General features: G+C 61.6%; 21 protein-coding genes, 1 tRNA gene and 1 pseudogene. 3 read left to right on the forward strand and 20 right to left on the reverse strand.

Annotated elements, in window-relative coordinates; genetic code table 11:
• From ACILRN_RS04890 to ACILRN_RS04960, 15 genes and pseudogenes are all read right to left on the reverse strand, one after another.
• A pseudogene (locus tag ACILRN_RS04890) lies at positions 1-487 on the reverse strand (NADH-quinone oxidoreductase subunit L); the annotation flags it as partial.
• Between the two features lie 8 nt (positions 488-495).
• A complete protein-coding gene (gene nuoK, locus ACILRN_RS04895; protein ID WP_395686102.1) occupies positions 496-804 on the reverse strand; it encodes an NADH-quinone oxidoreductase subunit NuoK in 309 nt (102 codons plus the stop codon).
• Between the two features lie 3 nt (positions 805-807).
• Entirely contained in the window at positions 808-1,413 is a 606-nt protein-coding gene (locus ACILRN_RS04900; RefSeq protein WP_395686103.1) for an NADH-quinone oxidoreductase subunit J, read from the reverse strand.
• 10 nt (positions 1,414-1,423) lie between these two features.
• Positions 1,424-1,912 carry an NADH-quinone oxidoreductase subunit NuoI gene (gene nuoI / locus ACILRN_RS04905; RefSeq protein ID WP_395686106.1) on the reverse strand — a complete coding sequence of 163 codons (489 nt, stop codon included), beginning with the start codon at positions 1,910-1,912 and terminating at the stop codon, positions 1,424-1,426.
• Complete coding sequence (locus ACILRN_RS04910) at positions 1,909-2,151, reverse strand: hypothetical protein (protein ID WP_395686107.1); 243 nt, start codon at positions 2,149-2,151, stop codon at positions 1,909-1,911. The genes nuoI and ACILRN_RS04910 overlap by 4 nt, the downstream gene beginning before the upstream one ends.
• Positions 2,148-3,209, reverse strand: coding sequence for an NADH-quinone oxidoreductase subunit NuoH (gene nuoH / locus ACILRN_RS04915; protein ID WP_395686108.1), 1,062 nt, complete (start codon positions 3,207-3,209; stop codon positions 2,148-2,150). The genes ACILRN_RS04910 and nuoH overlap by 4 nt, the downstream gene beginning before the upstream one ends.
• Before the next feature lie 3 nt (positions 3,210-3,212).
• Entirely contained in the window at positions 3,213-5,294 is a 2,082-nt protein-coding gene (gene nuoG, locus ACILRN_RS04920; RefSeq protein WP_395686110.1) for an NADH-quinone oxidoreductase subunit NuoG, read from the reverse strand.
• Positions 5,295-5,306: 12 nt separating this feature from the next.
• Complete coding sequence (locus ACILRN_RS04925; protein WP_395686111.1) at positions 5,307-5,762, reverse strand: DUF3291 domain-containing protein; 456 nt, start codon at positions 5,760-5,762, stop codon at positions 5,307-5,309.
• Positions 5,749-6,054 carry a pentapeptide repeat-containing protein gene (locus ACILRN_RS04930; protein WP_395686113.1) on the reverse strand — a complete coding sequence of 102 codons (306 nt, stop codon included), beginning with the start codon at positions 6,052-6,054 and terminating at the stop codon, positions 5,749-5,751. The genes ACILRN_RS04925 and ACILRN_RS04930 overlap by 14 nt, the downstream gene beginning before the upstream one ends.
• 8 nt (positions 6,055-6,062) lie before the next feature.
• Positions 6,063-7,370, reverse strand: a complete 1,308-nt coding sequence (nuoF, locus tag ACILRN_RS04935) for an NADH-quinone oxidoreductase subunit NuoF (RefSeq protein ID WP_395686115.1) — start codon at positions 7,368-7,370, stop codon at positions 6,063-6,065.
• A gap of 9 nt (positions 7,371-7,379) precedes the next feature.
• A complete protein-coding gene (nuoE, locus tag ACILRN_RS04940; protein WP_395686116.1) occupies positions 7,380-8,066 on the reverse strand; it encodes an NADH-quinone oxidoreductase subunit NuoE in 687 nt (228 codons plus the stop codon).
• A complete protein-coding gene (locus tag ACILRN_RS04945; protein ID WP_395686117.1) occupies positions 8,063-9,256 on the reverse strand; it encodes an NADH-quinone oxidoreductase subunit D in 1,194 nt (397 codons plus the stop codon). The genes nuoE and ACILRN_RS04945 overlap by 4 nt, the downstream gene beginning before the upstream one ends.
• A complete protein-coding gene (locus tag ACILRN_RS04950; protein ID WP_395686118.1) occupies positions 9,253-9,855 on the reverse strand; it encodes an NADH-quinone oxidoreductase subunit C in 603 nt (200 codons plus the stop codon). Before ACILRN_RS04950 ends, ACILRN_RS04945 begins: the two co-directional genes overlap by 4 nt.
• A gap of 1 nt (position 9,856) precedes the next feature.
• Entirely contained in the window at positions 9,857-10,381 is a 525-nt protein-coding gene (locus tag ACILRN_RS04955; protein WP_395686120.1) for a NuoB/complex I 20 kDa subunit family protein, read from the reverse strand.
• On the reverse strand, positions 10,372-10,737 hold the full coding sequence (locus tag ACILRN_RS04960) for an NADH-quinone oxidoreductase subunit A (protein WP_395686134.1): 366 nt from the start codon (positions 10,735-10,737) through the stop codon (positions 10,372-10,374). Before ACILRN_RS04960 ends, ACILRN_RS04955 begins: the two co-directional genes overlap by 10 nt.
• A gap of 344 nt (positions 10,738-11,081) precedes the next feature.
• Here ACILRN_RS04960 and ACILRN_RS04965 point away from each other — a divergent pair, with 344 nt between their 5' ends.
• Positions 11,082-11,378 carry an HdeA/HdeB family chaperone gene (locus tag ACILRN_RS04965; protein ID WP_395686121.1) on the forward strand — a complete coding sequence of 99 codons (297 nt, stop codon included), beginning with the start codon at positions 11,082-11,084 and terminating at the stop codon, positions 11,376-11,378.
• A 60-nt stretch (positions 11,379-11,438) separates the two neighbouring features.
• Here the strand turns inward: ACILRN_RS04965 and ACILRN_RS04970 are convergent.
• The 3 genes from ACILRN_RS04970 to ACILRN_RS04980 form a co-directional block, all read right to left on the reverse strand.
• Positions 11,439-11,515: transfer RNA gene (locus ACILRN_RS04970), tRNA-Asp, on the reverse strand.
• A gap of 40 nt (positions 11,516-11,555) precedes the next feature.
• Positions 11,556-11,948, reverse strand: coding sequence for a RidA family protein (locus tag ACILRN_RS04975; RefSeq protein ID WP_395686123.1), 393 nt, complete (start codon positions 11,946-11,948; stop codon positions 11,556-11,558).
• Complete coding sequence (locus ACILRN_RS04980) at positions 11,945-12,925, reverse strand: small ribosomal subunit Rsm22 family protein (protein WP_395686125.1); 981 nt, start codon at positions 12,923-12,925, stop codon at positions 11,945-11,947. The genes ACILRN_RS04975 and ACILRN_RS04980 overlap by 4 nt, the downstream gene beginning before the upstream one ends.
• 95 nt (positions 12,926-13,020) lie before the next feature.
• Between ACILRN_RS04980 and sbmA the strand changes: the two genes are divergently transcribed.
• Positions 13,021-14,301: a peptide antibiotic transporter SbmA gene (gene sbmA / locus ACILRN_RS04985; RefSeq protein WP_395686127.1), complete on the forward strand. Its 1,281-nt coding sequence runs from the start codon at positions 13,021-13,023 to the stop codon at positions 14,299-14,301.
• Between the two features lie 58 nt (positions 14,302-14,359).
• Positions 14,360-15,133 carry a MipA/OmpV family protein gene (locus tag ACILRN_RS04990; protein WP_395686129.1) on the forward strand — a complete coding sequence of 258 codons (774 nt, stop codon included), beginning with the start codon at positions 14,360-14,362 and terminating at the stop codon, positions 15,131-15,133.
• A gap of 3 nt (positions 15,134-15,136) precedes the next feature.
• Here ACILRN_RS04990 and ACILRN_RS04995 read toward each other — a convergent pair whose 3' ends face one another.
• Positions 15,137-16,258, reverse strand: coding sequence for a TIGR03032 family protein (locus ACILRN_RS04995; RefSeq protein WP_395686130.1), 1,122 nt, complete (start codon positions 16,256-16,258; stop codon positions 15,137-15,139).
• Positions 16,259-16,350: 92 nt separating this feature from the next.
• The gene (locus ACILRN_RS05000) at positions 16,351-24,288 is read right to left on the reverse strand and encodes a beta strand repeat-containing protein (RefSeq protein ID WP_395686132.1); all 7,938 of its coding nucleotides are present in this window, start codon (positions 24,286-24,288) and stop codon (positions 16,351-16,353) included.
• Positions 24,289-24,300: the final 12 nt, after the last annotated feature.

The raw sequence follows: 24,300 nt of genomic DNA on the forward strand, positions 1-24,300 counted from the left end.
GAGACAAATAGGCAAAGAAGCGCGGTTGGTGCTCGTCGTGGCTCATGTACCCGAGGGAGTATATGTGCACGAGCGCAGAAACGGTGTTGACGACAACCAGCATAACGGCGGTGAGTGTGTCGACCCGGATCGTCCAGTTTGCAGCCAGCGCCCCGGAGTTGATCCAGCGCAGAACATCAACCTTCTCAACGCTGGCTTCGTGCAGGAAGCCCACGAATACATACCAGGACAATACGGCGCCGAGGCAGAGCAGGCCCGTGGTGAGATACATCGGCCATTTGGGTCCAGCATAATGCCCATGATGGCTGTGGTCGTCATGATCATGGGCGTCGTGAGAGCCATGCGCCTGATGATTCCCATGACCATGATGACCGCCATACACCTCGGCATCGCTGCCCAGCCCCTTGAACAAGCGAGTGCCAAGGAGACCGGCGATGATCGCGCCGACGAGCGGCAGGAAGACGATGGCAGTCAGGACGGCGTGCATGTTTCCCGTCAGCCCTTCATGAGATTGATGTCTTCAACCGCGATGGTGCCGCGGTTGCGGAAATAGGTGACGAGGATTGCAAGGCCAATGGCGGCCTCGCCTGCGGCGACGGTGAGAACGAGCAGTGCAAACACCTGACCAACAAGATCGCCAAGGAAGCTCGAAAAGGCGACCAGATTGATGTTCACGGCGAGCAAGATCAGTTCCACTGACATGAGAATGACGATCACGTTCTTACGGTTCAGGAAGATGCCAAAGATGCCAACCGTGAAAAGGATGGCGGCGACCGTCAGGTAGTGCGAGAGCCCGATGTCCATGTCTCAGATCCCCTGCCCCGGCTTCACCTTGACAATCTCGATGGCGCTCGCCGGATTGCGGGCTACCTGGGTTGCGATATCCTGACGCTTGACGCCATGCTTGTGACGAAGGGTCAATACGATGGCTCCCACCATTGCGACAAGCAGCACAAGTCCGGCAGCCTGGAAGTAGAACAGAAACTCCGTGTAGAGAATACGGCCCAGGGCTTCGGTGTTGGAGACGCCCTCAGGAATTGGGGCGCCGCGCGCCTGAACGCTGGACGGATCAATCGCCCAGCTTCCCACCACCAATGCGAGTTCAACCAGAACGATGAGGCCAATGGAGGCCCCCACCGGCAGATAGTTCAGCATGCCCTCGCGCAACTCGACGAAATCAACATCCAGCATCATCACGACGAAGAGGAACAGAACCGCCACGGCGCCGACATAGACCACGACCAGAATCATGGCGAGGAATTCTGCCCCCAGAAGCACGAACAGGCCGGCGGCATTGAAAAAGCAGAGAATCAGGAACAGCACCGAATGCACCGGATTGCGCGCCGAAATCACCATCACGGCGGATGCGACCGCAACGGCGGCGAACAGATAGAAAAACAGCGCGGCAACCATGACGACTCCTTCAGCGGTAGGGTGCGTCCATCGCGATACTCTTCGCGATTTCACGCTCCCAGCGGTCACCATTGTCGAGCAGTTTCTGCTTGTCGAACAGAAGCTCCTCGCGGGTTTCGGTGGCAAACTCGAAATTGGGCCCAAGCACGATTGCATCGACCGGGCAGGCCTCCTGGCAGAATCCGCAATAGATGCACTTGACCATGTCGATGTCGTAGCGCGTGGTGCGGCGTGTGCCATCATTGCGCCTCGGTCCGGCCTCGATGGTGATGGCCAGCGCAGGACACACCGCCTCGCACAGCTTGCAGGCAATGCACCGTTCCTCCCCATTTGGATACCGGCGCAGCGCATGCTCACCCCGAAATCTTGGCGATACAGGCCCTTTCTCGTTCGGATAGTTCACCGTTGCCTTTGGGGCAAAGAAATAGCGCAGAGCAAGCACTGTTGCCGCAAGAAACTCCTTAAGAAAAAGCGATCGGGCAGCCTGTGCGAGCCTCATGCGGGTCCCCCGAATTTCATGCGCGAGCCGAGGATGCCACCCAGCACAGGAAGCAACACCAGGCTTTGGAACCTAATGAGCGCCATGATGGTGGCAGGCTTGATACCCTGCGACTGGTTGAGCTTGGCCATCTCATGGCGCTGACGCAGCGCCGGGTACAGAAAGCGGCTGGCCACCGCCAACTCGGCGATGCCGATGACAAGAAACAGCAAGCCCCCGAGCAAACCAGCAAAATTCATGGCGCCCACCCGAAGCTCACGAGCACGCCCGCCGTCAGCGCAACCCAGAACAGCGACACCGGCAGGAAGACCTTCCAACCAAGCCGCATGAGCTGGTCGTAGCGATAACGTGGCACGATGGCCTTCACCATGGCGAACATGAAAAACACGAAGATCACCTTCAGCAGGAACCACAGGAACCCGGGGATCCAGTTGAAGGGCGGGATATCGACGATGGGTAGCCAGCCGCCGAGAAAGAGAATGGTAGTCATCGCGCACATGAGCACGATCGCCACGTATTCACCTAGCATGAACAGGAGATAGGGCGTGGAGGAATATTCGACCATGAAGCCTGCGACGAGCTCGGACTCAGCCTCGACCAGATCAAACGGCGGGCGATTGGTTTCAGCCAGGGCCGACACGAAGAAGATGACGAACATTGGCAGCAGGGGCAACAGGTACCAGTCGAGAATCGAGCCAGGCAGCCCAAGCATGGTGCCAAGGCCAGTGGATTGTGAACGCACGATTTCAGTGAGGTTCATCGAACCCGCGCAGAGCAAGACGGTGACGATGACAAAGCCGATGGAGACCTCGTAGGACACCATCTGAGCCGCTGAACGCAGGGCCGACAGAAACGGATACTTCGAATTGGAGGCCCAGCCGCCCATGATGACGCCATAGACACCAAGAGATGACAGGGCAAACAGGTAGAGAATGCCGACATTGATATCGGCGATCACCCATTTGCCCTCAACGAGACCGAAGAACGACCCCTCCGACACTGGCACGACCGCCCAGGCTGCAAGCGCCAGCGAGGCGGTAACCAGCGGCGCAATTATGAAGACGCCCTTGTTGGCGCCATCGGGAATCACCACCTCCTTCAATGCAAACTTGATAAGGTCTGCAAAGGACTGGAACAGGCCCCAGGGGCCGACGACATTCGGGCCCCGGCGCATCTGCACGGCCGCCCAGATCTTGCGATCAGCCCAGAGGAGATAGGCCACGATGATCAGCAGCCCGGACATGAAACCGAAACTGACCGCCACAAAGAACAAAAGGGTGAGAAGCACCTCGGTCATGACCTACTCCGCTGCCTCCAGCGCCTGCACGTTCTTGAGGGCAGAACACTCCGCCATGGTCCGGGAAGAGCGGGCAATCGGATTGGTCATATAGAAATCACGCACCGCCGAGCGGAAGGCATCAGATGACATCGTCCCGCCTTGCGTTGCAAGGTCGGCGAGTTCCGCAGTCGAAGCTTCCATCCGCTGGTCGAGCTTCATCAGTTGCGGCGCCTGCCTGTACATGGCCGCGCGCAACTCATCCAGCGTATTCCACGGCAGAGTGGATCCCAGAATTTCCGAAAGGGCGCGGTAGATCGCCCAGTCCTCGCGGGCATCTCCCGGCGGGAAGGATGCCCGCTCGGTCATCTGAGGCCGTCCTTCGGTATTGACGAAGGTTACCTGCTTTTCGACATAGGCAGCGCCAGCGAGGATCACATCGGCGCGGTGCGCCCCGGCATCCCCGTGGGTCCCGGTATAGACCACAAAACTGGAACCCAAAGCCCCGGTGTCGATTTCATCGGCGCCCGCGAGAAAGAGAATGTCGAGTTCCCCCGTTTTCGCCGCGTCGAGCATCTCGCGGGTGCTCTTCCCGCCATCACTGCCGGGCAGCGCGCAGACATCGAGCGCCCCCACCCGGCCTGCAGCGGTGTGGAGCACGCTGAAGCCGTTCCAGCCATCCCTGATGGCGCCAAGCTTATCTGCCAGCTCATAGGCAGCTGCAAGAACCTGGCGCCCGTCCGGCCGGGCGATCGCACCCTGCCCCACGATGATCATTGGCTTGGCTGAAGTGGCTTGTGCACTGGCCAGCAACGAGGTGAGGGAGTCTGGGCCTGCACCGAGATAGGCATAGGGATAGGTCAGGTCGGCCGGTTCGCCTATCAGACTGATCTTGCAGCCACCCTTCAGGTAGCGTTTGCGGATGCGGGCATTGAGGACAGGCGCCTCAAGCCGCGGATTACTGCCGATGATCAGGATCGAGTCCGCCTGTTCAATACCCGCAATGCCGGCGTTGAACAGATAGCCCGCCCGGCCACCCCTCTCGCCCAGCGGCGAACCATCCTGGCGGCAGTCGATGTTCTTGATGCCAAGCTGCTCCGCGAGCTGACGCAGTGAAAACGCCTCCTCCGCAGCCACCAGATCACCAAGAATGACCCCAATACGCTCTGGCTTCACGCCCTTCATGCGCTGGGCGATACGCTGGAAGGCTTCGGCCCAGCTCGCCGGACGCAGTTTTCCGAAATCGCGCACATAGGGCCGGTCAAGACGCTGGGTCTTCAGACCATCCCAAACGAAGCGGGTCTTGTCGGAAATCCACTCCTCGTTCACGTCCTCATGCGTGCGCGGCAGGATACGCATCACCTCGCGGCCGCGCGCGTCGACACGGATGTTTGAGCCCACCGCATCCATCACATCAATGGTCGGGGTCTTGCGCAATTCCCAGGGTCTCGCCTTGAACTCATAGGGCTTCGAGGTCAGCGCGCCTACCGGGCAGAGGTCGATGACATTGCCCTGGAGTTCCGAGGAAATGGCGCGATTGAGATAAGTGGTGATCTCCATGTCCTCGCCGCGGCCGGTGGCACCCATCTCCTCGATGCCGCCCACTTCCGTAGTGAATCGCACGCAGCGGGTGCACTGGATGCAGCGGGTCATCTCCGTCTTGATGAGAGGCCCGAGGTTCTTGTCCTCGACGGCGCGCTTGTTCTCGTGGAAACGGTTCTTGTCGATGCCATAGGCCATGGCCTGGTCCTGCAGGTCGCATTCGCCACCCTGGTCGCAGATCGGGCAATCCAGCGGATGGTTGATGAGCAGGAATTCCATCACCCCTTCGCGGGCTTTCTTCACCATCGGTGTTTTGGTGAAAACTTCCGGCGGCTCGCCATTGGGGCCGGGGCGCAGATCATTGACCGACATGGCGCAGGAGGCCTGCGGTTTCGGCGGGCCGCCCTTCACCTCGACCAGGCACATGCGGCAGTTGCCGGCAATCGACAGGCGCTCATGATAGCAGAAGCGCGGCACTTCCGCGCCGGCCTGCTCGCAGGCCTGCAGCAGCGTAAGGCCGTTTTCGACTTCGATCTCCGTGCCGTCGATTTTGATTTTGGGCATCTTGTTCAGTCCTCACGCACAGCGGAGCGCCCGCATGCGCTGTTCATCCATGACTTCTTTCCAGCCGAAAACCTGGTCCGAAGGCCCTTCGGCCTCATAATGCATGAGCCGCGCATAGGCTTCATCGAGCGTTGGCAAGTGTCCCTCAGGCACCCACCACAACACGAAATGCGGCTTCTCCATCAGATCGAACCAGGCATCGCGCTTCCGGTAGAAATGCACATGCACGGTCTTGAAGACATAGTTCTCAAGCGACGCCACATCCTCCCAAACCGAGAGATTCACCGCCATGCCGTCGCCCACGCGAAACTCCGTGGCGTTGTTGTTGTCGCCCTTAAGGCGCCACACAAAGCCGGGGGAGCGCTCGGCGATGGCATTGACGCGGTCAAGATTTTCCATGAACTCCGCCATGCGCGGATCGTCCGTCGGGTATCTGAACTTGCCGATATTGAGTTCAGCGAGGTGCATTACGAGCCTCATATGCGTCAAGCAAATCCTGGACGGCGATGCCATTGATGGTGGCGCCAGTCCACCGGCAACCCGCGAGCACCGCGCCGGAAAGATTGGCGTCCTCAACTCTCGTTCCAGACAGGTTGACGTCGTTGATTCGCCATCCAGACAGATTGCAATCGTCGAATGACGCGCCTGCAAAGTTCATCTGGCTGAATTGCGAACCCGACAGATTGGCATCGTTGAATGTCGATCCGGAAAGGTTGGCGTCGTTCACGTCAAGCCGTTCGGTAACGCCATGCAGTTTCATGGTACCCCCTACTCTGCCGCGATCCGGCGCACTGCGCCGTCATGATCGGGGTTGGCCGCATATTGGTCGATCCGCTCCTCGATCACGTGGCGGAAATGCGCAATCAGGCCCTGGATCGGCCAGGCCGCGGCATCACCCAGCGCGCAGATGGTATGGCCCTCGATCTGCTTGGTCACGTCGAGCAGCATATCGATCTCGCGCTTCTCGGCGCGACCCTCGGCCATGCGGGTCATCACCCGCCACATCCAGCCCGTACCTTCACGGCAAGGTGTACACTGGCCACACGACTCGTGCTTATAGAAATAGGCAAGCCTGGCGATCGCCTTTATCAGGTCGGTCGACTTGTCCATGACGATCACGGCCGCCGTGCCGAGACCTGAGCGCAGCTTGGAGAGGGAGTCGAAATCCATCGGCGTATCGATGATCTGCGCGGCGGGAACCATGCGCACCGACGAGCCCCCAGGGATCACGGCCAACAGATTATCCCAGCCGCCACGCACACCGCCCGCATGACGTTCGATCAGTTCACGGAACGTTATTCCGAGTTCTTCCTCAACCACGCAGGGCCGGTTCACATGGCCCGAAATGCAGAACAGCTTGGTGCCCGCGTTGTTGGGACGTCCGATGGAATTGAACCAGGTTGCGCCGCGGCGCATGATGGTGCCTGCGACGGCGATCGACTCGACATTGTTCACCGTGGTCGGCGCGCCGTAGAGTCCGACATTGGCTGGAAAGGGCGGCTTCATGCGCGGCTGGCCCTTCTTGCCCTCGAGGCTTTCCAGCATCGCGGTCTCCTCGCCGCAGATATATGCGCCAGCGCCATGGTGGACGACGATCTCGAAGTCCCAGCCATGAATGTTGTTCTTGCCGATGAGGCGCGCCTCGTAGGCCTGGTCGACGGCGGCCTGCAGATGCTCACGCTCGCGGATGAACTCGCCACGCACATAAATGAAGGCCGTATGGCAGCCCATGGCGGCGCCGGCCAGCAGGCAACCCTCGACCAGCAGATGCGGCTCATGCCTGAGTATCTCGCGGTCCTTGCAGGTGCCGGGCTCGGACTCATCGGCATTGACCACAAGATAGTGCGGCCGCTCACCGATCACCTTCGGCATGAACGACCACTTGAGGCCGGTCGGGAAGCCAGCGCCACCACGGCCGCGCAGCCCCGAGGCCTTGACCTCGTTGACCATCCAGTCGCGGCCCTTCTCGATGAAGCCCTTGGTGCCGTTCCAGCAGCCACGCTTCCTGGCACCTTCGAGGCCCCAGTCGTGGAAGCCGTAGATGTTGGTGAAGATGCGGTCCTTGTCAGCGAGCATGTCTCGATCTCACGTCTTCGGCGCGGCGGCAGCGTCCACCGGAGGTGGCGGTGGCGGCTCGACACGGATGAATGTGCGCTGCCCCTCATAGAGCGCAGGGTCAGTCAGGGTCGTCGGCCCGCCCTCCGGCGAGGCGTGATGACGCTGGATCTGGGGGCCCACCTTCACCTTGCGGCCCGCCGCCAGATCGTCGATCAGCTTTTCGAGCGCCGCCGGCGTCAGGTCTTCGTAGGTGTCCTTGAAAATTTGTACCATCGGCGCATTTACGCAGGCACCCAGGCATTCAACCTCTTCCCAGGAGAACTTGCCGTCGTCCGAGAGATGATGCGGATCATGGTGTATGCGGTTTCTGCACACATCCTTGAGTGCCTCGGCGCCGCGCAGCATGCAGGGCGTGGTGCCACAGACCTGCACATGGGCCAGCTTGCCCACTGGCTGCAGCTGGAACATGGTGTAGAAGGTCGCCACCTCGAGCACACGGATGTAGGCCATGCCCAGCATGTTCGCCACGCATTCGATGACCGGCTTCGACACCCAATTGTCGTTCTGCTCCTGCGCCCGCCACAGCAGCGGGATCACCGCCGAGGCCTGCTTACCGGCGGGGTACTTGGCAATGGTTTCCTTCGCCCAGGCGAGATTCTCCGGGCTGAAGGCAAAACTCTCAGGCTGCGCGGCATGAAGTCGGCGTACACTCACCGGTCCACCTCACCAAAAACGATGTCGAGAGAGCCAAGGACTGCCGAGACATCAGCCAGCATGTGGCCGCGGCAAATATGGTCCATGGCCTGGAGATGCGCGAATCCGGGGGCCCGCAGCTTGGCGCGGTAGGGCTTATTGGTGCCATCCGAGACCAGATAGACACCAAATTCGCCCTTCGGCGCCTCAACCGCCGCATAGACCTCGCCGGGCGGTGTATGGAAGCCTTCGGTGTGAAGCTTGAAATGATGGATCAGCGCTTCCATCGAGCGCTTCATTTCTGAGCGCTTCGGCGGCACCACCTTGCCATTTGGCGCCGACACCGGCCCCTCGCGCTCGGCGCCAAGCAGACGCTGGACGCATTGCTTCATGATCTTCACTGACTCCCGCATTTCCTGCATGCGGATCAGGTAGCGGTCATAGCAATCGCCGTTCTTGCCGATGGGGATATCGAACTCCATCTCGTCGTAGCACTCATAAGGCTGGGCGCGGCGTAAATCCCAGGCAGCGCCCGAGCCCCGCACCATGACGCCTGAGAAGCCCCAGGCGAAACACTCCTCCAGCGATACAACCCCGATGTCGACGTTGCGCTGCTTGAAGATGCGGTTGTCGGTGAGAAGCCCTTCAATATCGTCCAAAACCTTGTTGTGGCCTTCACAGAACCGGCCGATATCCTCGACCAGTTCCGGCGGAATGTCCTGGTGGACGCCGCCCGGCCGGAAATAGGCCGAGTGCATGCGCGAGCCTGACGCCCGCTCATAGAACACCATCAACTTCTCGCGCTCCTCGAAGCCCCACAAGGGCGGGGTCAAAGCGCCGACATCCATGGCCTGGGTGGTAACGTTCAAGAGATGTGACAGGACACGGCCGATTTCACAATAGAGCACGCGGATCAGCTGACCGCGCTTTGGAACCGTAATGCCAAGTAGCCGCTCAATGGCCAGGCACCAGGCGTGCTCCTGGTTCATCGGCGCCACATAGTCGAGGCGGTCGAAATAGGGCACGGCCTGCAGATATGTCTTGTGCTCGATCAGCTTTTCGGTGCCGCGGTGCAGCAGCCCAATATGCGGGTCGACGCGGGTGCAGACCTCGCCGTCAAGCTCCAGAACCAGGCGCAAAACGCCATGCGCCGCGGGGTGCTGCGGCCCGAAGTTGATCGAGAAGTTGCGGGTGGAGGAACTGTCGGTCACTGCTTCGCCTTTTCATCGCCCGGAAGCACGTAATCCGGTCCCTCCCATGGGCTCAAATAGTCGAAAGAACGGAACTCCTGCACGAGTTTCACCGGTTCATAAACCACGCGCTTGGCCTCGTCGTCCCAGCGCACCTCGACGTAGCCGGTGAGCGGGAAATCCTTGCGCAGAGGATGGCCCGCGAAGCCGTAATCCGTGAGAATGCGGCGCAGATCAGGGTGGCCCGCGAACAGCACGCCGTAGAGATCGAAGGTCTCACGCTCATACCAGTTGGCGGCGGGGAACACGGGGATGACGCTCGGCACCGGGGTTTCCTCGTCGGTCTCGATCTTCACGCGGATGCGCCGGTTCTTGTAGGGCGATAGCAGATGATAAACCACGTCGAAACGCGTCTCGCGTTCGGGGTAATCGACCCCACAAATATCAACGAAACAGACGAAACGGCAGGCTTCATCATCCCGCAGGAACGACAGCACGCCAACGATATCGGCAGCTTCGACCTCCAAGGTCAGCTCGCCATAGGCCACGTGAAAGCCTCTGATGGCTTTTGCCAGGCGGGAGGATATATGCTGGCCGAGCTCTTCGAGGGTTTCTGTCATTTCAGCGCTCGATCGTCCCGGTGCGGCGGATTTTCTTCTGCAACTGCAGAATGCCATAGACCAGCGCCTCGGCAGTCGGCGGACAGCCCGGAACATAGATATCAACCGGCACGATGCGATCGCAACCGCGCACCACTGAATAGGAATAGTGATAGTAGCCGCCGCCATTGGCACAGGAGCCCATGGAAATCACATAGCGGGGCTCTGGCATCTGGTCATAGACCTTGCGCAGAGCGGGTGCCATCTTGTTGGTCAGCGTGCCAGCCACGATCATCACATCCGACTGGCGGGGCGAAGCGCGTGGCGCGAAACCAAAGCGCTCGAGATCATACCGGGGCATGGAGGCTTGCATCATTTCCACCGCACAGCAGGCCAGACCAAATGTCATCCACATCAGTGAACCGGTGCGGGCCCAGTTGATGAGATCATCGGACGCAGTGACGAGGAAGCCCTTGTCGGCAAGCTCGGCATTGATGCCAGCGAAAGCCAGACGCTGCTCAGGGGTTGCCTGTTCGATCAATCCCATTCCAGCGCTCCCTTCTTCCACTCGTAGATAAAGCCAATGGTTAGCACGCCGAGGAAGACCATCATCGACCAGAAGCCGAATACCCCGACCTCCTTGAGCGAGACAGCCCAGGGAAACAGGAAAGCCACCTCAAGGTCGAAAATGATGAACAGAATAGACACAAGATAGAAGCGCACGTCGAACTTCATGCGGGCATCATCGAAGGCGTTGAATCCGCACTCATAGGCCGAGAGTTTCTCAGGATCCGGGTTGCGGAAAGCGATCAGAATCGGCGTGATCAGCAAAATCAGGGAGAATCCGATCGCCACCCCGAGGAAAATCACGATAGGCAGATATTCTCTCAATAAATCAGGCATGTGCTTCCGCCCCTCCGTCTGCCGGGTCGGCAGACGAAACTCCGCCGCTTGGTAGCGCACCGACCATTGACCCGCAAGCTTTTCAGAGTAGTTGTCAAAGATGGTTGACAGAGATCGCGCATGGCTTGCCGCGATACCTCACAAACCGCGAATTCTTCTTGCTACAACAGACACTTAATATCATGCGCGACAAAATGGCTTAGACGGCTATCCGGCCTGGAGGCCGGAAGCCTGGGCTATCGGCCAATCTTTGCCAGGTCGGATTGGACTTCCCAAGGGAATCATGAGCCGGTATCAAATCTGTGCGACAGAAAACCGTCCATCAACCACCCCAAGAAAGGAACATGACCATGCAACGGACCCTTGCCGCAGCGGCGATCTCGGCACTCGCATTCGCCATGCCCGCCGCAGCTGAAACCGTCGACATGGCGACGGTCAAATGCGCGGAACTCGAGACCATGAAGGAGGATGAAGTGAATTTCATGTTCTCTTGGCTTCTTGGCTACGCCGGCGGCCAGGCCAGCGACACCACCATCGACCTCGGCAGCATGGACTCAGTCGGCAAGAGCATCGGCGAGTACTGCGCTGAGAACCCGGATGTTGGGCTCGTCTCGGCGGTCACCTATGTTCTCTCAGAATAATTCACCAGCCCCTTGAAACACGAAGGGCCGCCTTAGTGGCGGCCCTCATCGCTTTCTGAATGGCGCGAGTGACGGGGCTCGAACCCGCGACCTTCGGCGTGACAGGCCGACGCTCTAACCAACTGAGCTACACCCGCAATTCAACGTCGCGGGTGATAGAGGAGCCCCTCCCCCCTGTCAAGCGAGGCTTGCTCGCCGCTTGCCCGTCACTTCGATCTCGATCTTCATGCGTGGGTCGATGAGATTGGCAATCAGGGCGGTGGCGGCGGGACGCATTTCACTGAAGTATTTGCGGAACACCGGCCAGCAGGGCTCAAAATCACCAGCGTCGGGCAGAATATAGGTTACTCTCACCACGTCTTGGAGGCTGAAGCCCGCCCTCTCCATGGCCGCTGAAATATTACGGAAGGTCTGGTCGGCCTGTTCGGCGACATCCGCCGATATGGTCATGGTGTCGTAATTGAACCCCGTGGTGCCGGACACCCAAATCCAGTCGCCGTCAACGATGGCGCGGGAATAGCCGATCTCGGACTCGAATTTGGAACCTGAGGAAATCTGGCGGCGCGTCATGACTCTTTTTCCTCAGCTGGACCGGAGAACACGAGATCGCCCCAGCCCAGTTTGCTGGCATGTCTGTGGGCCGTGCCCTGCCGCCGAGCAATATGACGGATCTCGATGCGACCCTCATGACAGAGCTTGAGGTCAATTCCCGGTTTGGATTGCCGGGGCGCCGCGAGCACCCGCGCCCCGCCCGTGGCATGTCCCTCCCGCGCCATGACGAGGTAGGAAAAAGGCTCATCCTCGAAAGGAACCGTTGCTCCTTTGGCGTGCATATGGGCGCGGCTGCGCGGCAGCCGCACTCGAAAATGACACCAGTCATGGCCCATCACCGGACAAGCACCATCGTGCGGGCATGGCGCCACCGGCACCGCGCCCTCGGCGAGAAGCACCTCGCGCGCTGCCCTGAGTCGTGAAAAGCCCTGCGGCGTTCCGGGCTCCACGATCACCAGGACGGACCGGCTTGCCGCCCACAAATCGAGGGCCGCGGCCGAGGCTGCGCGTGCTGGGCTTTCGGCCAGAACATAGGATGCGACGACAAGATCCGCCGCTACGTCCTGGGGCAACCGGTCGACCTGCGCCATGATCCGCCTCGAGGCTGCCAACGCTGGGGGACCGTGCTGTGCCAGAGCAGCGGCAAGTTCGATCATGGCGGGCACGCTGTCGAGCAGAGTCACCTGTCGAAGCCCGGACCACAGCGCACAGGCCGCCCAGGCCGCAGTGCCAGGGCCGCAGCCAGCATCCAGAAGGCTCACAGGCACAAAGTCCGGGCGGCGGCGCCCCAGTTCGGCCAGCACCCGGATCACGGCAGCATAGGTCGCAGGCAGCCTGGCCACGAGATAGGAGGCCAGATCAACATCGCGGCTGTGACCTCCGGCGCGATAGATCGTGGACAGGGCATCGCTTCCGCCGCGGTTGCCGCCACCTCGAGACCGGGCCAGGCCCAGCCATTCTGCAATTGCGGACTGCAAGGGGATCGGAAGCGTCATCTGCCTGAAATGAAGTTCATTTGCCTGCGGCCGCCCACATGCCTAATCGTGCAATCATTATCATCTAGCATGAGTCTCCAAGGAAAGGCTTCCCGATGTTCGTCTCCTTTTTCCCGTCTCCACGACTGTTCTTCGGTTCCGCCGTGTTGTGGTCGTTGGCAGCGGTGCTGGTCTGGTTCTTCCTGGCACGGGATGCCGGCAGCCTCATCGGTCTCGCCAATCCTCCGGAGGGCACGGCTCCCATCGTCGGCGTCTCGCGGTTCTTCTCCGCACCCTTCCTATGGTTCTATGTCTATTTCGGCGGGACAGTCGCGATCTTCGCCGCCATCTGGCGTCGGCTCGACCCACACCCTTATTTCAACTGGTCAGTACTGGGTTCGGCGCTGATCATCTTCGTGCTCTACTTCATGGTTGAAGTCAGCGTCACCATCAATGACTGGTATGGGACGTATTTCGACCTGATACAGAAAGCGCTGGATCCGACCACCAAGGGAGAGGTTCCTGCCTCTGACCTGTACGTCGGACTCGCCGAAATCACCGGGGTGCTCCTGACCTACATCACGATTGCCGTGCTCAATGCATTTTTCACCAGCCACTATGTGTTCCGCTGGCGGACCGCCATGAACAGCTTCTACACAGAACGCTGGGCCGACTTGCGCCGGATCGAGGGCGCGGCCCAGCGAGTCCAGGAAGACACCATGCGCTTTGCACGCATGTTCGAGGATCTTGGTACCAGCCTGATCAGCGCGATCATGACACTCATCGCATTCCTGCCGATCCTGGCTGCCCTGTCGCACAAGATCCCGGCGATACCCGTTCTGGGCAGCATTCCTTATTCGCTGGTCATCGTTTCACTACTCTGGGCCGTATTCGGAACCGGACTGCTCGCCGTGGTGGGTATCAGGCTTCCCGGACTTGAATTCCGCAACCAGCGCGTCGAGGCGGCCTACCGCAAGGAGCTGGTCTATGGCGAGGACGACCCCGGCCGCGCCAACCCGCGCACGCTGAAGGAACTGTTCGAGGGCGTTCGGAGAAACTACTTCCGGCTCTATTTCAATTATCTCTACTTCAACGTGGTGCGTTATGGATATCTGCAGGCGGACACGCTGCTGCCATTTTTCGTGCTCGTTCCCGCCATAGCATCGGGCGCCATCACCTTTGGTATTTTCCAGCAGGTGCGCGCCTCTTTCGGCGAGGTACGGGATGCCATGCAGTATCTGGTAAAGTCCTGGCCATCGATCGTCGAGTTCCTGTCGATCTACAAGCGCCTGCGGGCCTTTGAGGCCACACTTGCAGGCGAGCCGCTGCCCGCCATCGACCGCGAGTTCATCGGCCGCGGCGAAGTGGCAGGAAGTTCGGCCACAAACAACGGATGACGCCAAAGTTGGAAATTGCTATAATCGACACTGCTTCGAAACTGAGTGAATGATGTACATGCGCAAATCCCTTATTGCCCTCGCCCTGTTCGCGCTGAGCGCAGCACCTTCGGCACAGGCGGAAGACTCTACTGAACGGCAATATGTGATCGACCTTGGTGCTGGCGTCATGGCTCAGCCCCGCTATCCAGGCTCGGACGAGACCATATTCGTTCCCTATCCACTGTTTGCCGTAGGGAAATTCTTTGTGCCTGGCGTCGGTGACGTAGCAGAAAACCAGACCAGACGTCTGTCGGTCTACCCGTCCTTCAATTTCATCGGCAAGCGTGACGCTGGCAATTCAAACGAGCTGGAAGGCATGGAAGACGTCGATTGGTCGCTTGAGGCAGGGTTGGGCATTGCCTATCGCCATGACTGGCTGCGCGGCTTCGTGGAGGTGCGGCAGGGCTTCAACGGCTATTCCGGGCAGGTGGCGGAGTTCGGTTTGGATGTCATCGGCAAGCCTACAGAAAAGACGGAAGTCATGCTTGGGCCGCGGGCAGGCTGGGGCTCGGATGACTACATGAGCACCTATTTCGGCATCACAGCGCAAGAGGCCGACGATAGCCCAAACTTCGACAGCCCTTACGATGCAGGTGCCGGGTTCAGTACCGTGGGTGTTGCCGTCAACGCCAGCTATGAACTCACGGACAAGCTGACCCTGCGGGCCCGCGGGGGCTGGGACAGGCTGATCGGTGATGCCGGAGACAGTCCCCTCGTCAAGGAGGGCAGCGCCAACCAGTTCTATGGTGGCCTCGGCCTTACCCACGAATTCAGCTTCAACCTGTTCTGAGCCTCAGACAACGATCATGCGCCGGGCCTCAGGCGTAGCCGGGCTCATCAGGGCAGGCCGCACCCGGCCCGGCAAGATCGCCACGTCATAAAGCTCGTCAATCACACCGTCGATCTTCAGCCAGTGCAGTGTCTCACCCGACTGAAGGTCGATGATACGCAGACCACATTGCGCCGTCTGCCTGTGCCGTTCGAGCGCGGCATCGAGAGCAAGCCCGGAAAGGGTCTTGCTGGACCGCGGCCTTGACAGGCCAACGGCTGCAAAGCCATCGAGAAAGCTCAAGCCCCTCAGATAGCCTGGACAGAAGGCCACTGGCTGGAACCGCCCGCTTGGCCGCTCGACATAGCCAAATTCGCCAGTGCCCGAATTGTGCAGCCACAGCATGCCACCGTGATAGCGAGGCGAATGCGGCATGCTGAGACCTTCGCACAGCGTGTCGCCAGAGCGCACATCGATGATCCTGCCTCCATCGCCGCGCTGGTCGCGCCAGCCTTCACGCGTATCGCTCGCCGCCACAATCGAGACGCAGGCAGGCGCACCTTCGCGCAGGGCAACACCATTGAGATGACAACGGTCTTCCGGGGCGATCTGCGAGATGAAGGAAGGTTTCCAGACTACGTCAAAACTTCGTTCGGCGCTCACGGCAGCGAGGCAGCTGAAAAGCGTATTGGCAAACACCAGGCGGCCATCTCCTGCGACAACCATGTCATGGGCATCGACATCGCCGGTGAAATGGATAGTGCGGGGCATGTAGAGGGCATCAGGCCCCTGTTCTGCCGTCTGAGCCCCCGCCACGGCATCATCAAACCGGATGATCTGGCTGTCGGCACTCACCCACAGGCTGCTGTTGTGAACGCTTAGCCCCTGGCATTTGCCGATCGTCCGGTTGAACACCCACAATCGGCCGTCAGGCTTGACGCCGAACAACAGCAGCTTGCCGACCTGGTAGGTGGAGACGGCAAGACTGCAGCGCTGGCTTGCCAGCCAGTCAGTAAAACCTGGTGAGACACTGGCCGAAAAAGGCGGCCCGGCGGCTGTCTCCTCATCCCCCTCGGGTGTGCGGATGCCAGGCGCCGCCTGGCCATGAACCGCGGGGTCGGCAAGATTCAGAGCTGAATTGTTCAAGCAGCGCGCTCTCCACTCATGGCATGACCGGACATCAGGCGAACCAGTGTCCATGTCCGAGCATCTCTGCCGTGGGTTGCGCGAGGCTGTTGTCAGGTAAACAGCATGACTTCGATATCCGCGTCGATGGCCAGCATCGCGGCAACGCTGCCATTGGCACTGAGAGACCAGAGATCATAGGGTCCGCCCGCACCGCCATTCAGCCAGACATCGCTGGCCGTCTGCTGCCAGATGTGGCTATCCGGCAGGGGGCCTGTACCATCAGGGTCAATGTCGAAGAGGACCACGTCATCATCAGCACCACCCTCGATCACGATGCGCGTGGGAGCCGAAGAAGCCGTGAAATTGACTAGCCGGTCATACTCACCCGCCAGCACGTCACGGGCTTCAACCTCAAGCGTGTTGGCGCCGCTTCCGGCGATATCGAAGATCTCGACGCCCTCGACGCGGCTGTCAAGCTGCAGGGTGAGGCCTGAACCATCAAGACGCAGGGTGTCGGTGCCAGTGCCGCCGTCAGCACTGCGGAAGCCGGTATCGGAGACCGTCAGAATATCATTGCCCGCGCCGCCGCGGAGGGAGTCCGCCCCGCCGCCGCCGGTGAGCGTGTCGTTGCCGGTGGTGCCAATGAGCAGCTCGGCGGCTGAAGTTCCAGTGGTAACGACGGTTCTGCCAAAGGCACCGCCGAAGATCACATAGCCCTCGCCGGCGTCCGCGCCGCCGTCATCGCCATATGACGCGCCGACAATGAGGTCATCGAAACCGTCGCCGTTGACGTCGCCCGCCGAAGACGACCGGCCCGCTTGGTCTCCCGCCACATCACCCTGGATGATGAAGCCTTGCGCAGGGGTCAGGAAGGTGAGATCGATGACCCGGCGGCCGGTTCCATCAACAGTCCCAAAGCCTGATCCCGTGCCGAACACCACATAGGCCTCACCGGCATCCGTGCCGCCGTCATCGCCCCTTCTCGCCCCAACGATCAGATCATCGAAGCCATCGCCATTTACGTCACCCGCCGAAGACACCGAGATACCCGCTCGGTCGCCCGCCACATCGCCCTGGATGATAAAGCCCTGCGAAGCGTTGAACGTGGTAAGGTCCATCACCCGGCGCCCGGTTCCATCAACCGTCCCGAAGCTCGACGCCGTTCCGAACACCACATAGGCCTCGCCGGCATCATTGCCGCCGTCATCGCCATAGCGGGCGCCAACGATCAGATCGTTGAAGCCATCGCCATTTACGTCACCCGCAGCGGCAACTGAGAAGCCCGCCTGGTCGCCTGCCACATCGCCCTGGATGATAAAGCCCTGCGTGGCGTTAAGCGTGGTGAGGTCGATCACCCGGCGGCCAGTTGCGTCGATCGCGCCCAAGCTGGAACTCGATCCGAATAGCACATAAGCCTCACCGGCATCATTGCCGCCATCATCGCCATAGCGGGCGCCAACGATCAGATCGTTGAAGCCATCGCCATTTACGTCACCCGCCGAAGCCACCGAGATGCCCGCCTGGTCGCCCGCCACATCGCCCTGGATGATAAAGCCCTGCGTGGCGCTGAGCGTGGTGAGATCGATCACCCGGCGGCCAGTTCCATCAACCGTCCCGAAGCCCAATGCTGTTCCAAACACCGCATAGGCTTCGCCGGCGTTGCTGCCGCCGTCATCGCCACCAAACGCGCCGATGATCAGATCGTCGAAACCGTCGCCATTGATGTCGCCCGCCGTGGCAACCGAAAAGCCCGCGGAATCACCCGCCACGTCGCCCTGGATGATAAAGCCCTGCGTGGCGCTGAGCGTGGTCAGGTCGATCACCCGGCGGCCGGTGCCATCCGGCGCACCGAAGCCGGAGCCGGAGCCGAGGACCACATAGGCCTCGCCGGCGCTGGTGCCGCCGTCATCGCCCCAAATGGCACCGATAATCAGGTCGTCAAAACCGTCGCCGTTGACGTCGCCAGCCGAGGCGACCGAAAAGCCTGCCCAGTCACCCACCTCATCGCCCTGGATGATAAAGCCCTGCGCCGCCGCGAACACGGTGAGGTCGATCACCCGGCGGCCCGCGCCATCCGGCGCACCGAAGCCGGAGCCCGAGCCGAAGACCACATAGGCCTCGCCGGCTCTGTCGCCGCCGTCATCGCCCCCAATCGCGCCGATGATCAGGTCATCGAAGCCATCGCCATTGACGTCACCCGCCGAGGATGCCGAGTAGCCCGCATAGTCACCCGCCACATCGCCCTGGATGATGAAGCCTTGCGAGGCGCTGAGGAAGGTGAGGTCGATGGTCTGAGGCACGGGACTCACGCCAGACTCGATGCGTACCTCGGCGATACCGTTAGTGTAGCGCCCGTAGGTGACTCCGTTGATCACCGTGCTGCCCTGATAGGCCCAGCCGCTGTCGGAGAAGTTGACCGAGTCTCCGGCATTGCCGCGCACGGTGAGGATGGCGGCTCCGGCGGAACGCTCCTCGGTGATGCCCAGCACCGCAAGACGGCTGAGGGTGAGGCTGTTAGTGCCCGTACCGGTGAGGTCGATCTGCTCAATCGAGTCGATAAGGTTGGCGGAAACGGCATTGAGATTGAGCGACAGCCCCGCGCCGTCCAGCCGCAAAGTATCCGTGCCCGTGCCGCCGTCAACGGCTCGGAAAGTCAGGTCCGAGACCGCCAGAATGTCATTGCCCGCGCCGCCACGCAGCGAGTCAGCCCCGCCGCCCCCGGTGAGCGTGTCATTGCCGGTGGAGCCGATCAGGATTTCCGCCGCCGCGGTGCCGGTGGTGACCACCGTTCTGCCGAAGGCGCCGCCGAACACCACATAGCCTTCGCCCGCCATGAAGCCGCCGTCACCGCCGCCATACGCGCCGACGATCAGGTCATCGAAGCCGTCGCCATTGACGTCGCCCGCCGCCGCGGCAGACCATCCGGCTTTGTCTCCCGCCACATCGCCCTGGATAATGAGGCCCTGTGAAGGCGTGAGTGTGGTGAGGTCGAGCACCCGGCGGCCGGTGGCATCAACGGCGCCAAAGCCAGAGGCCGAACCGAACACCACATAGACCTCGCCTGCATCGGCGCCGCCATCGTCGCCATTATGAGCGCCAATGATCAGGTCGTCGAAGCCATCGCCATTCATATCACCCGCCGAGGAGACTGAGCTGCCCGCCCTGTCGCCCGCCACATCGCCCTGGATGATGAATCCCTGTGCCGCTGTGAGCGTGGTGAGGTCGAGCACCCGGCGGCTGCCAACCAGCGCGCCAAAGCCCGACGCCGAACCGAACACCACATAGGCCTCGCCCGCATCGCCGCCGCCGTCGTCGCCATAAGGGGCGCCAACGATCAGATCGTCGAAGCCATCGCCATTCACATCTCCCGCCGAGGCAACAGACCAGGCCGCCAAATCCCCCGCCACATCGCCCTGGATGATGAAGCCCTGCGAAGGTGTGAGGAAGGTGAGGTCAATCACCTGCCGGACGAAGCCACCCACCGTGACGGCCGTGCCGAAACCAGCGGCTGAACCGAAGATCACATAGGCCGCGCCGGCGTCGGCGCCACCATCGTCATTCCGCATCGCACCAACGACCAGATCCTCAAAGCCATCGCCGTTGATGTCGCCCGCCGAAGAAACAGACCTGCCCGCTACATCGACCGCCGCATCGCCCTGGATGATAAAACCTTGCGCGGCCGTGAGGCTGGTGAGGTCAATCACCTGGCGGCTGAAGCCGCCCACAGTCACCGGCGTGCCAAAGCCCGACGCGGACCCGAAGATCACATAGGCTTCGCCTGCATTTGTGCCGCCGTCACTGCCCGCCAGCGCTCCCACGATCAGATCGTCGAAACCGTCACCATTGACGTCGCCTGTCGAGGCGATCGAGAAACCCGCCCAGTCACCTGCCGCATCGCCCTGGATGATGAATCCCTGGGCGGCGGTGAGGCTAGTGAGGTCGATCACCAACCTCCCCGTGCCATCCACCGTGCCGAAGCCCGAGGCGGCGCCAAAGATCACATAGGCCTCGCCGGCATCCACCCCGCCGTCGTCACCAAAACGTACACCGACAATCATGTCATCGAAGCCGTCGCCATTGACGTCGCCTGCCGATGCGACCGACTGGCCCGCTCCGTCGCCCGCCGCATCGCCCTGGATGATAAAACCTTGCGCGGCCGTGAGGCTGGTGAGGTCAATCACCTGGCGGCTGAAGCCGCCCACGGTCACCGGCGTGCCAAAGCCCGACGCGGACCCGAAGATCACATAGGCTTCGCCTGCATTTGTGCCGCCGTCATCGCCCCAAATGGCACCGATAATCAGGTCGTCAAAACCGTCACCGTTGACGTCGCCAGCCGAGGATGCCGAGTAGCCCGCATAGTCACTTGCCACGTCGCCCTGGATGATGAAGCCTTGCGAGGCGCTGAGGAAGGTGAGGTCGATGGTCTGAGGCACGGGACTCACGCCAGACTCGATGCGCACCTCGGCGATACCGTTAGTGTAGCGCCCGTAGGTGACTCCGTTGATCACCGTGCTGCCCTGATAGGCCCAGCCGCTGTCAGAGAAGTTGACCGAGTCTCCGGCATTGCCGCGCACGGTGAGAACCGTGGTTCCGGACGAGCGCTCCTCGGTAAGGCCCAGCACCGCAAGGCGGCTGAGAGTGATGCTGTTGTTGCCGGTGCCGGTGAGGTCGATCTGCTCGATCGAGTCGATGAGGTTTGCCGAGGCAGAATTGAGATTGAGCGACAGCCCCGCGCCGTCCAGCCGCAAAGTATCCGTGCCCGTGCCGCCGTCAACGGCTCGGAAAGTCAGGTCCGAGACCGCCAGAATATCATTGCCCGCGCCGCCGCGCAGCGAGTCCGCTCCGCCGCCGCCGGTGAGCGTATCGTTGCCGGTGGAGCCGATCAGCAGCTCGGCCACCGCTGTGCCGGTGGTCGTCACCGTCCGGCCAAAGGCCCCGCCGAACACCACATAGGTCTCGCCGGCAGCCGGACCGCCGCCCTCACCACCATCTGCGCCGACGATCATGTCATCAAAGCCATCACCATTGACGTCGCCGGCTGCCAAAACCGATCTGCCCGTAGTGTCACTCCCATCATCGCCCTGGATGATGAAGCCCTGGGCGGCGGTCAGGAAGGTGAGGTCGATCACCCGGCGGCCCGTGCCGTCGAGCGTGCCGAAGCCTGAACCTGTGCCAAAGATCACATAGGCTTCTCCAGCCCACGCGCCACCATCGCCGCCCCCGAGGGCGCCCACAATCAGATCGTCAAAACCGTCGCCATTGACATCGCCCGCCAGAGATACAGATGCGCCAGCGTAGTCATTTACCGTATCGCCCTGGATGACGAAGCCCTGCGCCGGGGTCAGGAAGGTCAGGTCGATCACCCTGCGGCCTGTCGCGTCAGCCGCACCGAGACCAGCTGCGGTTCCAAAGATCACATAAGCCTCGCCGGCATTATTGCCGCCGTCATCGCCGCCATAGTTACCCACAATCAGATCATCGAAGCCGTCGCCGTTGATGTCGCCCGCCGAGGAGACCGACCAGCCCGCTTTGTCACCCGCTACATCGCCCTGGATGATAAAGCCTTGCGCCGCCGTGAGCGTGGTGAGGTCGATGACCTGACGGGTGAAACCACCTGCCGTCACCGGCGTGCCAAAGCCCGAGGCGGAGCCGAACACCACATAGGCCTCGCCGGCAGCAGTCCCGCCGTCAGCGCCATCGCTGGCGCCCACGATCAGATCGTCGAAGCCGTCGCCATTGATGTCGCCCGCCGAGGAGACCGACCAGCCAGCCCGGTCACCCGCCGTATCGCCCTGGATGATGAAGCCCTGCGCCGCCGTGAGGCTGGTCAGATCCACCACCCGCCGGCTTCCCACCAGCGCGCCGAAAGCGGCGGTCGAGCCGAACAGCACATAGGCCTCGCCGGCATCCACACCGCCATCGTCACCGCCGCTGGCGCCGACGATCAAATCGTCAAGGCCGTCGCCGTTGACGTCGCCGGCCGATGAGACTGAAACACCTGCCTGGTCGCCTGCCACGTCGCCCTGGATGATGAAGCCCTGGGCCGCCGTGAGCGTGGTCAGATCGATCACCCGGCGGCTTCCCACCAGTGTTCCGAAGCCAGATGCTGACCCAAACACCACATAGGCTTCTCCCGCACCTACACCACCGTCGCCGCCATAGCGGGCCCCGACGATCATGTCGTCGAAGCCGTCGCCATTGATGTCACCGGCCGAGGCGACCGACCAGCCCGCACCGTCAAAGTCCACGTCGCCCTGGATGATGAAGCCCTGGGTGGCGGTGAGGAAGGTGAGGTCGATCACCCAGCGCCCGGTGGCGTCCACCGTGCCGAAGCCGGACGCCGAGCCGAACACCACATAAGCCTCGCCGGCGTTGAGGCCGCCATCGTCGCCTCTGAATGCGCCGACGATCACGTCGTCGAAGCCGTCGCCGTTGATGTCACCTGCCTGCGACACGGAGTAGCCAGCCTGATCACTCGACACATCGCCCTGGATGATGAAGCCTTGCGAGGCGCTGAGGAAGGTGAGGTCGATGGTCTGAGGCACGGGACTCACGCCAGACTCGATGCGCACCTCGGCGATACCGTTAGTGTAGCGCCCGTAGGTGACTCCGTTGATCACCGTGCTGCCCTGATAGGCCCAGCCGCTGTCAGAGAAGTTGACCGAGTCTCCGGTATTGCCGCGCACGGTGAGGATGGCGGCTCCGGCCGAACGCTCCTCGGTGATGCCCAGCACCGCAAGACGGCTGAGGGTGAGGCTGTTATTGCCCGTACCGGTGAGGTCGATCTGCTCGATCGAGTCGATAAGGCTCGACGTGACGGCATTGAGGTTCAGCGACAGCCCCGCACCGTCCAGCCGCAGCGTATCGGTGCCCGTGCCGCCGTCAACGCCGCGGAAGGCAAGGTCCGAGACCGCCAGAATGTCATTGCCCGCGCCGCCGCGCAGGGAATCCGCACCGCCGCCGCCGGTGAGCGTATCGTTGCCGGTGGAGCCCATGAGCAGTTCGGCGGCTGAAGTTCCAGTGGTAACGACGGTTCTGCCAAAGGCCCCGCCGAAGATGACATAGCCCTCGCCCGCATCCATGCCACCGTCGTCGCCTCGCGAAGCCCCAACGATCAGGTCATCAAAGCCGTCACCGTTGACGTCCCCCACTCCTGATACGGAAAAACCTGCCAAGTCCAGGTCTGTGTCACCCTGGATGATGAAACCCTGCCCCGCCGTGAGCGTGGTCAAGTCGATGACGCTGCGGCCCGTGGCATCCACCGCGCCGAACCCAGAGGCTGAGCCGAACACCACATAGGCCTCGCCGGCATTTGCCCCGCCGTCATCGCCAGCGTAGGCCCCAACGATGATATCTTCAAAACCGTCGCCGTTGATATCGCCAGCACAAGATACCGAGTAACCCGCGTAATCGCCTCCCCTATCGCCCTGGATGATGAAGCCTTGCGCGGGCGTGATTGTTGTGAGGTCGATCACCCGGCGGCCTGTGCCGTCCAGCGTGCCAAAGCCGGAGCCGGAGCCGAATACCACGTAAGCCTCTCCAGCCCACGCGCCGCCGTCGTCGCCTCCGTTGGCGCCCACAATCAAGTCATCAAGTCCGTCACCATTGACATCGCCCGCTGAAGAAACAGACGCGCCCGCGTTGTCTCCATCCACGTCGCCCTGGATGATGAAGCCCTGCGCCGCTGGCAGCGTGGTGAGATCGATCACCTGGCGGCTTCCCACCAATGTGCCAAAACCGGATCCCGAGCCGAACACCACATAGGCCTCGCCTGCGGAGGTGCCGCCGTCATCGCCTGCGAAAGCCCCGACAATCAGGTCATCAAAGCCGTCACCGTTGACGTCCCCCGCCGTAGACACCGCGTAGCCCGCGTAATCACCCGCCAGATCGCCCTGGATGATGAAGCCCTGGGCAGCGGTCAGCGAGGTGAGGTCGATCACCCGGCGGCTTCCCACCAATGTGCCAAAACCGGATCCCGAGCCGAACACCACATAAGCCTCACCGGCCTCGCCACCGCCGTCATCGCCGTAGCGCGCGCCTACAATCAAGTCGTCGAAGCC

The organism is Aestuariivirga sp. (assembly GCF_044238155.1).
In the GTDB taxonomy this organism is placed as follows: Bacteria; Pseudomonadota; Alphaproteobacteria; order Rhizobiales; family Aestuariivirgaceae; genus Aestuariivirga.

What these genes read in the sequence shown, in the direction of transcription:
- ACILRN_RS04910 (WP_395686107.1), bottom strand. Translation starts at nt 2,151, where the DNA reads ATGAATTTTGCTGGTTTGCTCGGGGGCTTGCTGTTTCTTGTCATCGGC.
- ACILRN_RS04990 (WP_395686129.1), top strand. Translation starts at nt 14,360, where the DNA reads ATGCGCAAATCCCTTATTGCCCTCGCCCTGTTCGCGCTGAGCGCAGCA.
- ACILRN_RS04965 (WP_395686121.1), top strand. Translation starts at nt 11,082, where the DNA reads ATGACCATGCAACGGACCCTTGCCGCAGCGGCGATCTCGGCACTCGCA.
- nuoG (WP_395686110.1), bottom strand. Translation starts at nt 5,294, where the DNA reads ATGCCCAAAATCAAAATCGACGGCACGGAGATCGAAGTCGAAAACGGC.
- sbmA (WP_395686127.1), top strand. Translation starts at nt 13,021, where the DNA reads ATGTTCGTCTCCTTTTTCCCGTCTCCACGACTGTTCTTCGGTTCCGCC.
- nuoI (WP_395686106.1), bottom strand. Translation starts at nt 1,912, where the DNA reads ATGAGGCTCGCACAGGCTGCCCGATCGCTTTTTCTTAAGGAGTTTCTT.
- nuoK (WP_395686102.1), bottom strand. Translation starts at nt 804, where the DNA reads ATGGACATCGGGCTCTCGCACTACCTGACGGTCGCCGCCATCCTTTTC.
- ACILRN_RS04950 (WP_395686118.1), bottom strand. Translation starts at nt 9,855, where the DNA reads ATGACAGAAACCCTCGAAGAGCTCGGCCAGCATATATCCTCCCGCCTG.
- nuoF (WP_395686115.1), bottom strand. Translation starts at nt 7,370, where the DNA reads ATGCTCGCTGACAAGGACCGCATCTTCACCAACATCTACGGCTTCCAC.
- nuoH (WP_395686108.1), bottom strand. Translation starts at nt 3,209, where the DNA reads ATGACCGAGGTGCTTCTCACCCTTTTGTTCTTTGTGGCGGTCAGTTTC.
- ACILRN_RS04975 (WP_395686123.1), bottom strand. Translation starts at nt 11,948, where the DNA reads ATGACGCGCCGCCAGATTTCCTCAGGTTCCAAATTCGAGTCCGAGATC.
- ACILRN_RS04980 (WP_395686125.1), bottom strand. Translation starts at nt 12,925, where the DNA reads ATGACGCTTCCGATCCCCTTGCAGTCCGCAATTGCAGAATGGCTGGGC.
- ACILRN_RS04955 (WP_395686120.1), bottom strand. Translation starts at nt 10,381, where the DNA reads ATGGGATTGATCGAACAGGCAACCCCTGAGCAGCGTCTGGCTTTCGCT.
- ACILRN_RS04900 (WP_395686103.1), bottom strand. Translation starts at nt 1,413, where the DNA reads ATGGTTGCCGCGCTGTTTTTCTATCTGTTCGCCGCCGTTGCGGTCGCA.
- ACILRN_RS04925 (WP_395686111.1), bottom strand. Translation starts at nt 5,762, where the DNA reads ATGCACCTCGCTGAACTCAATATCGGCAAGTTCAGATACCCGACGGAC.
- ACILRN_RS04930 (WP_395686113.1), bottom strand. Translation starts at nt 6,054, where the DNA reads ATGAAACTGCATGGCGTTACCGAACGGCTTGACGTGAACGACGCCAAC.
- ACILRN_RS04960 (WP_395686134.1), bottom strand. Translation starts at nt 10,737, where the DNA reads ATGCCTGATTTATTGAGAGAATATCTGCCTATCGTGATTTTCCTCGGG.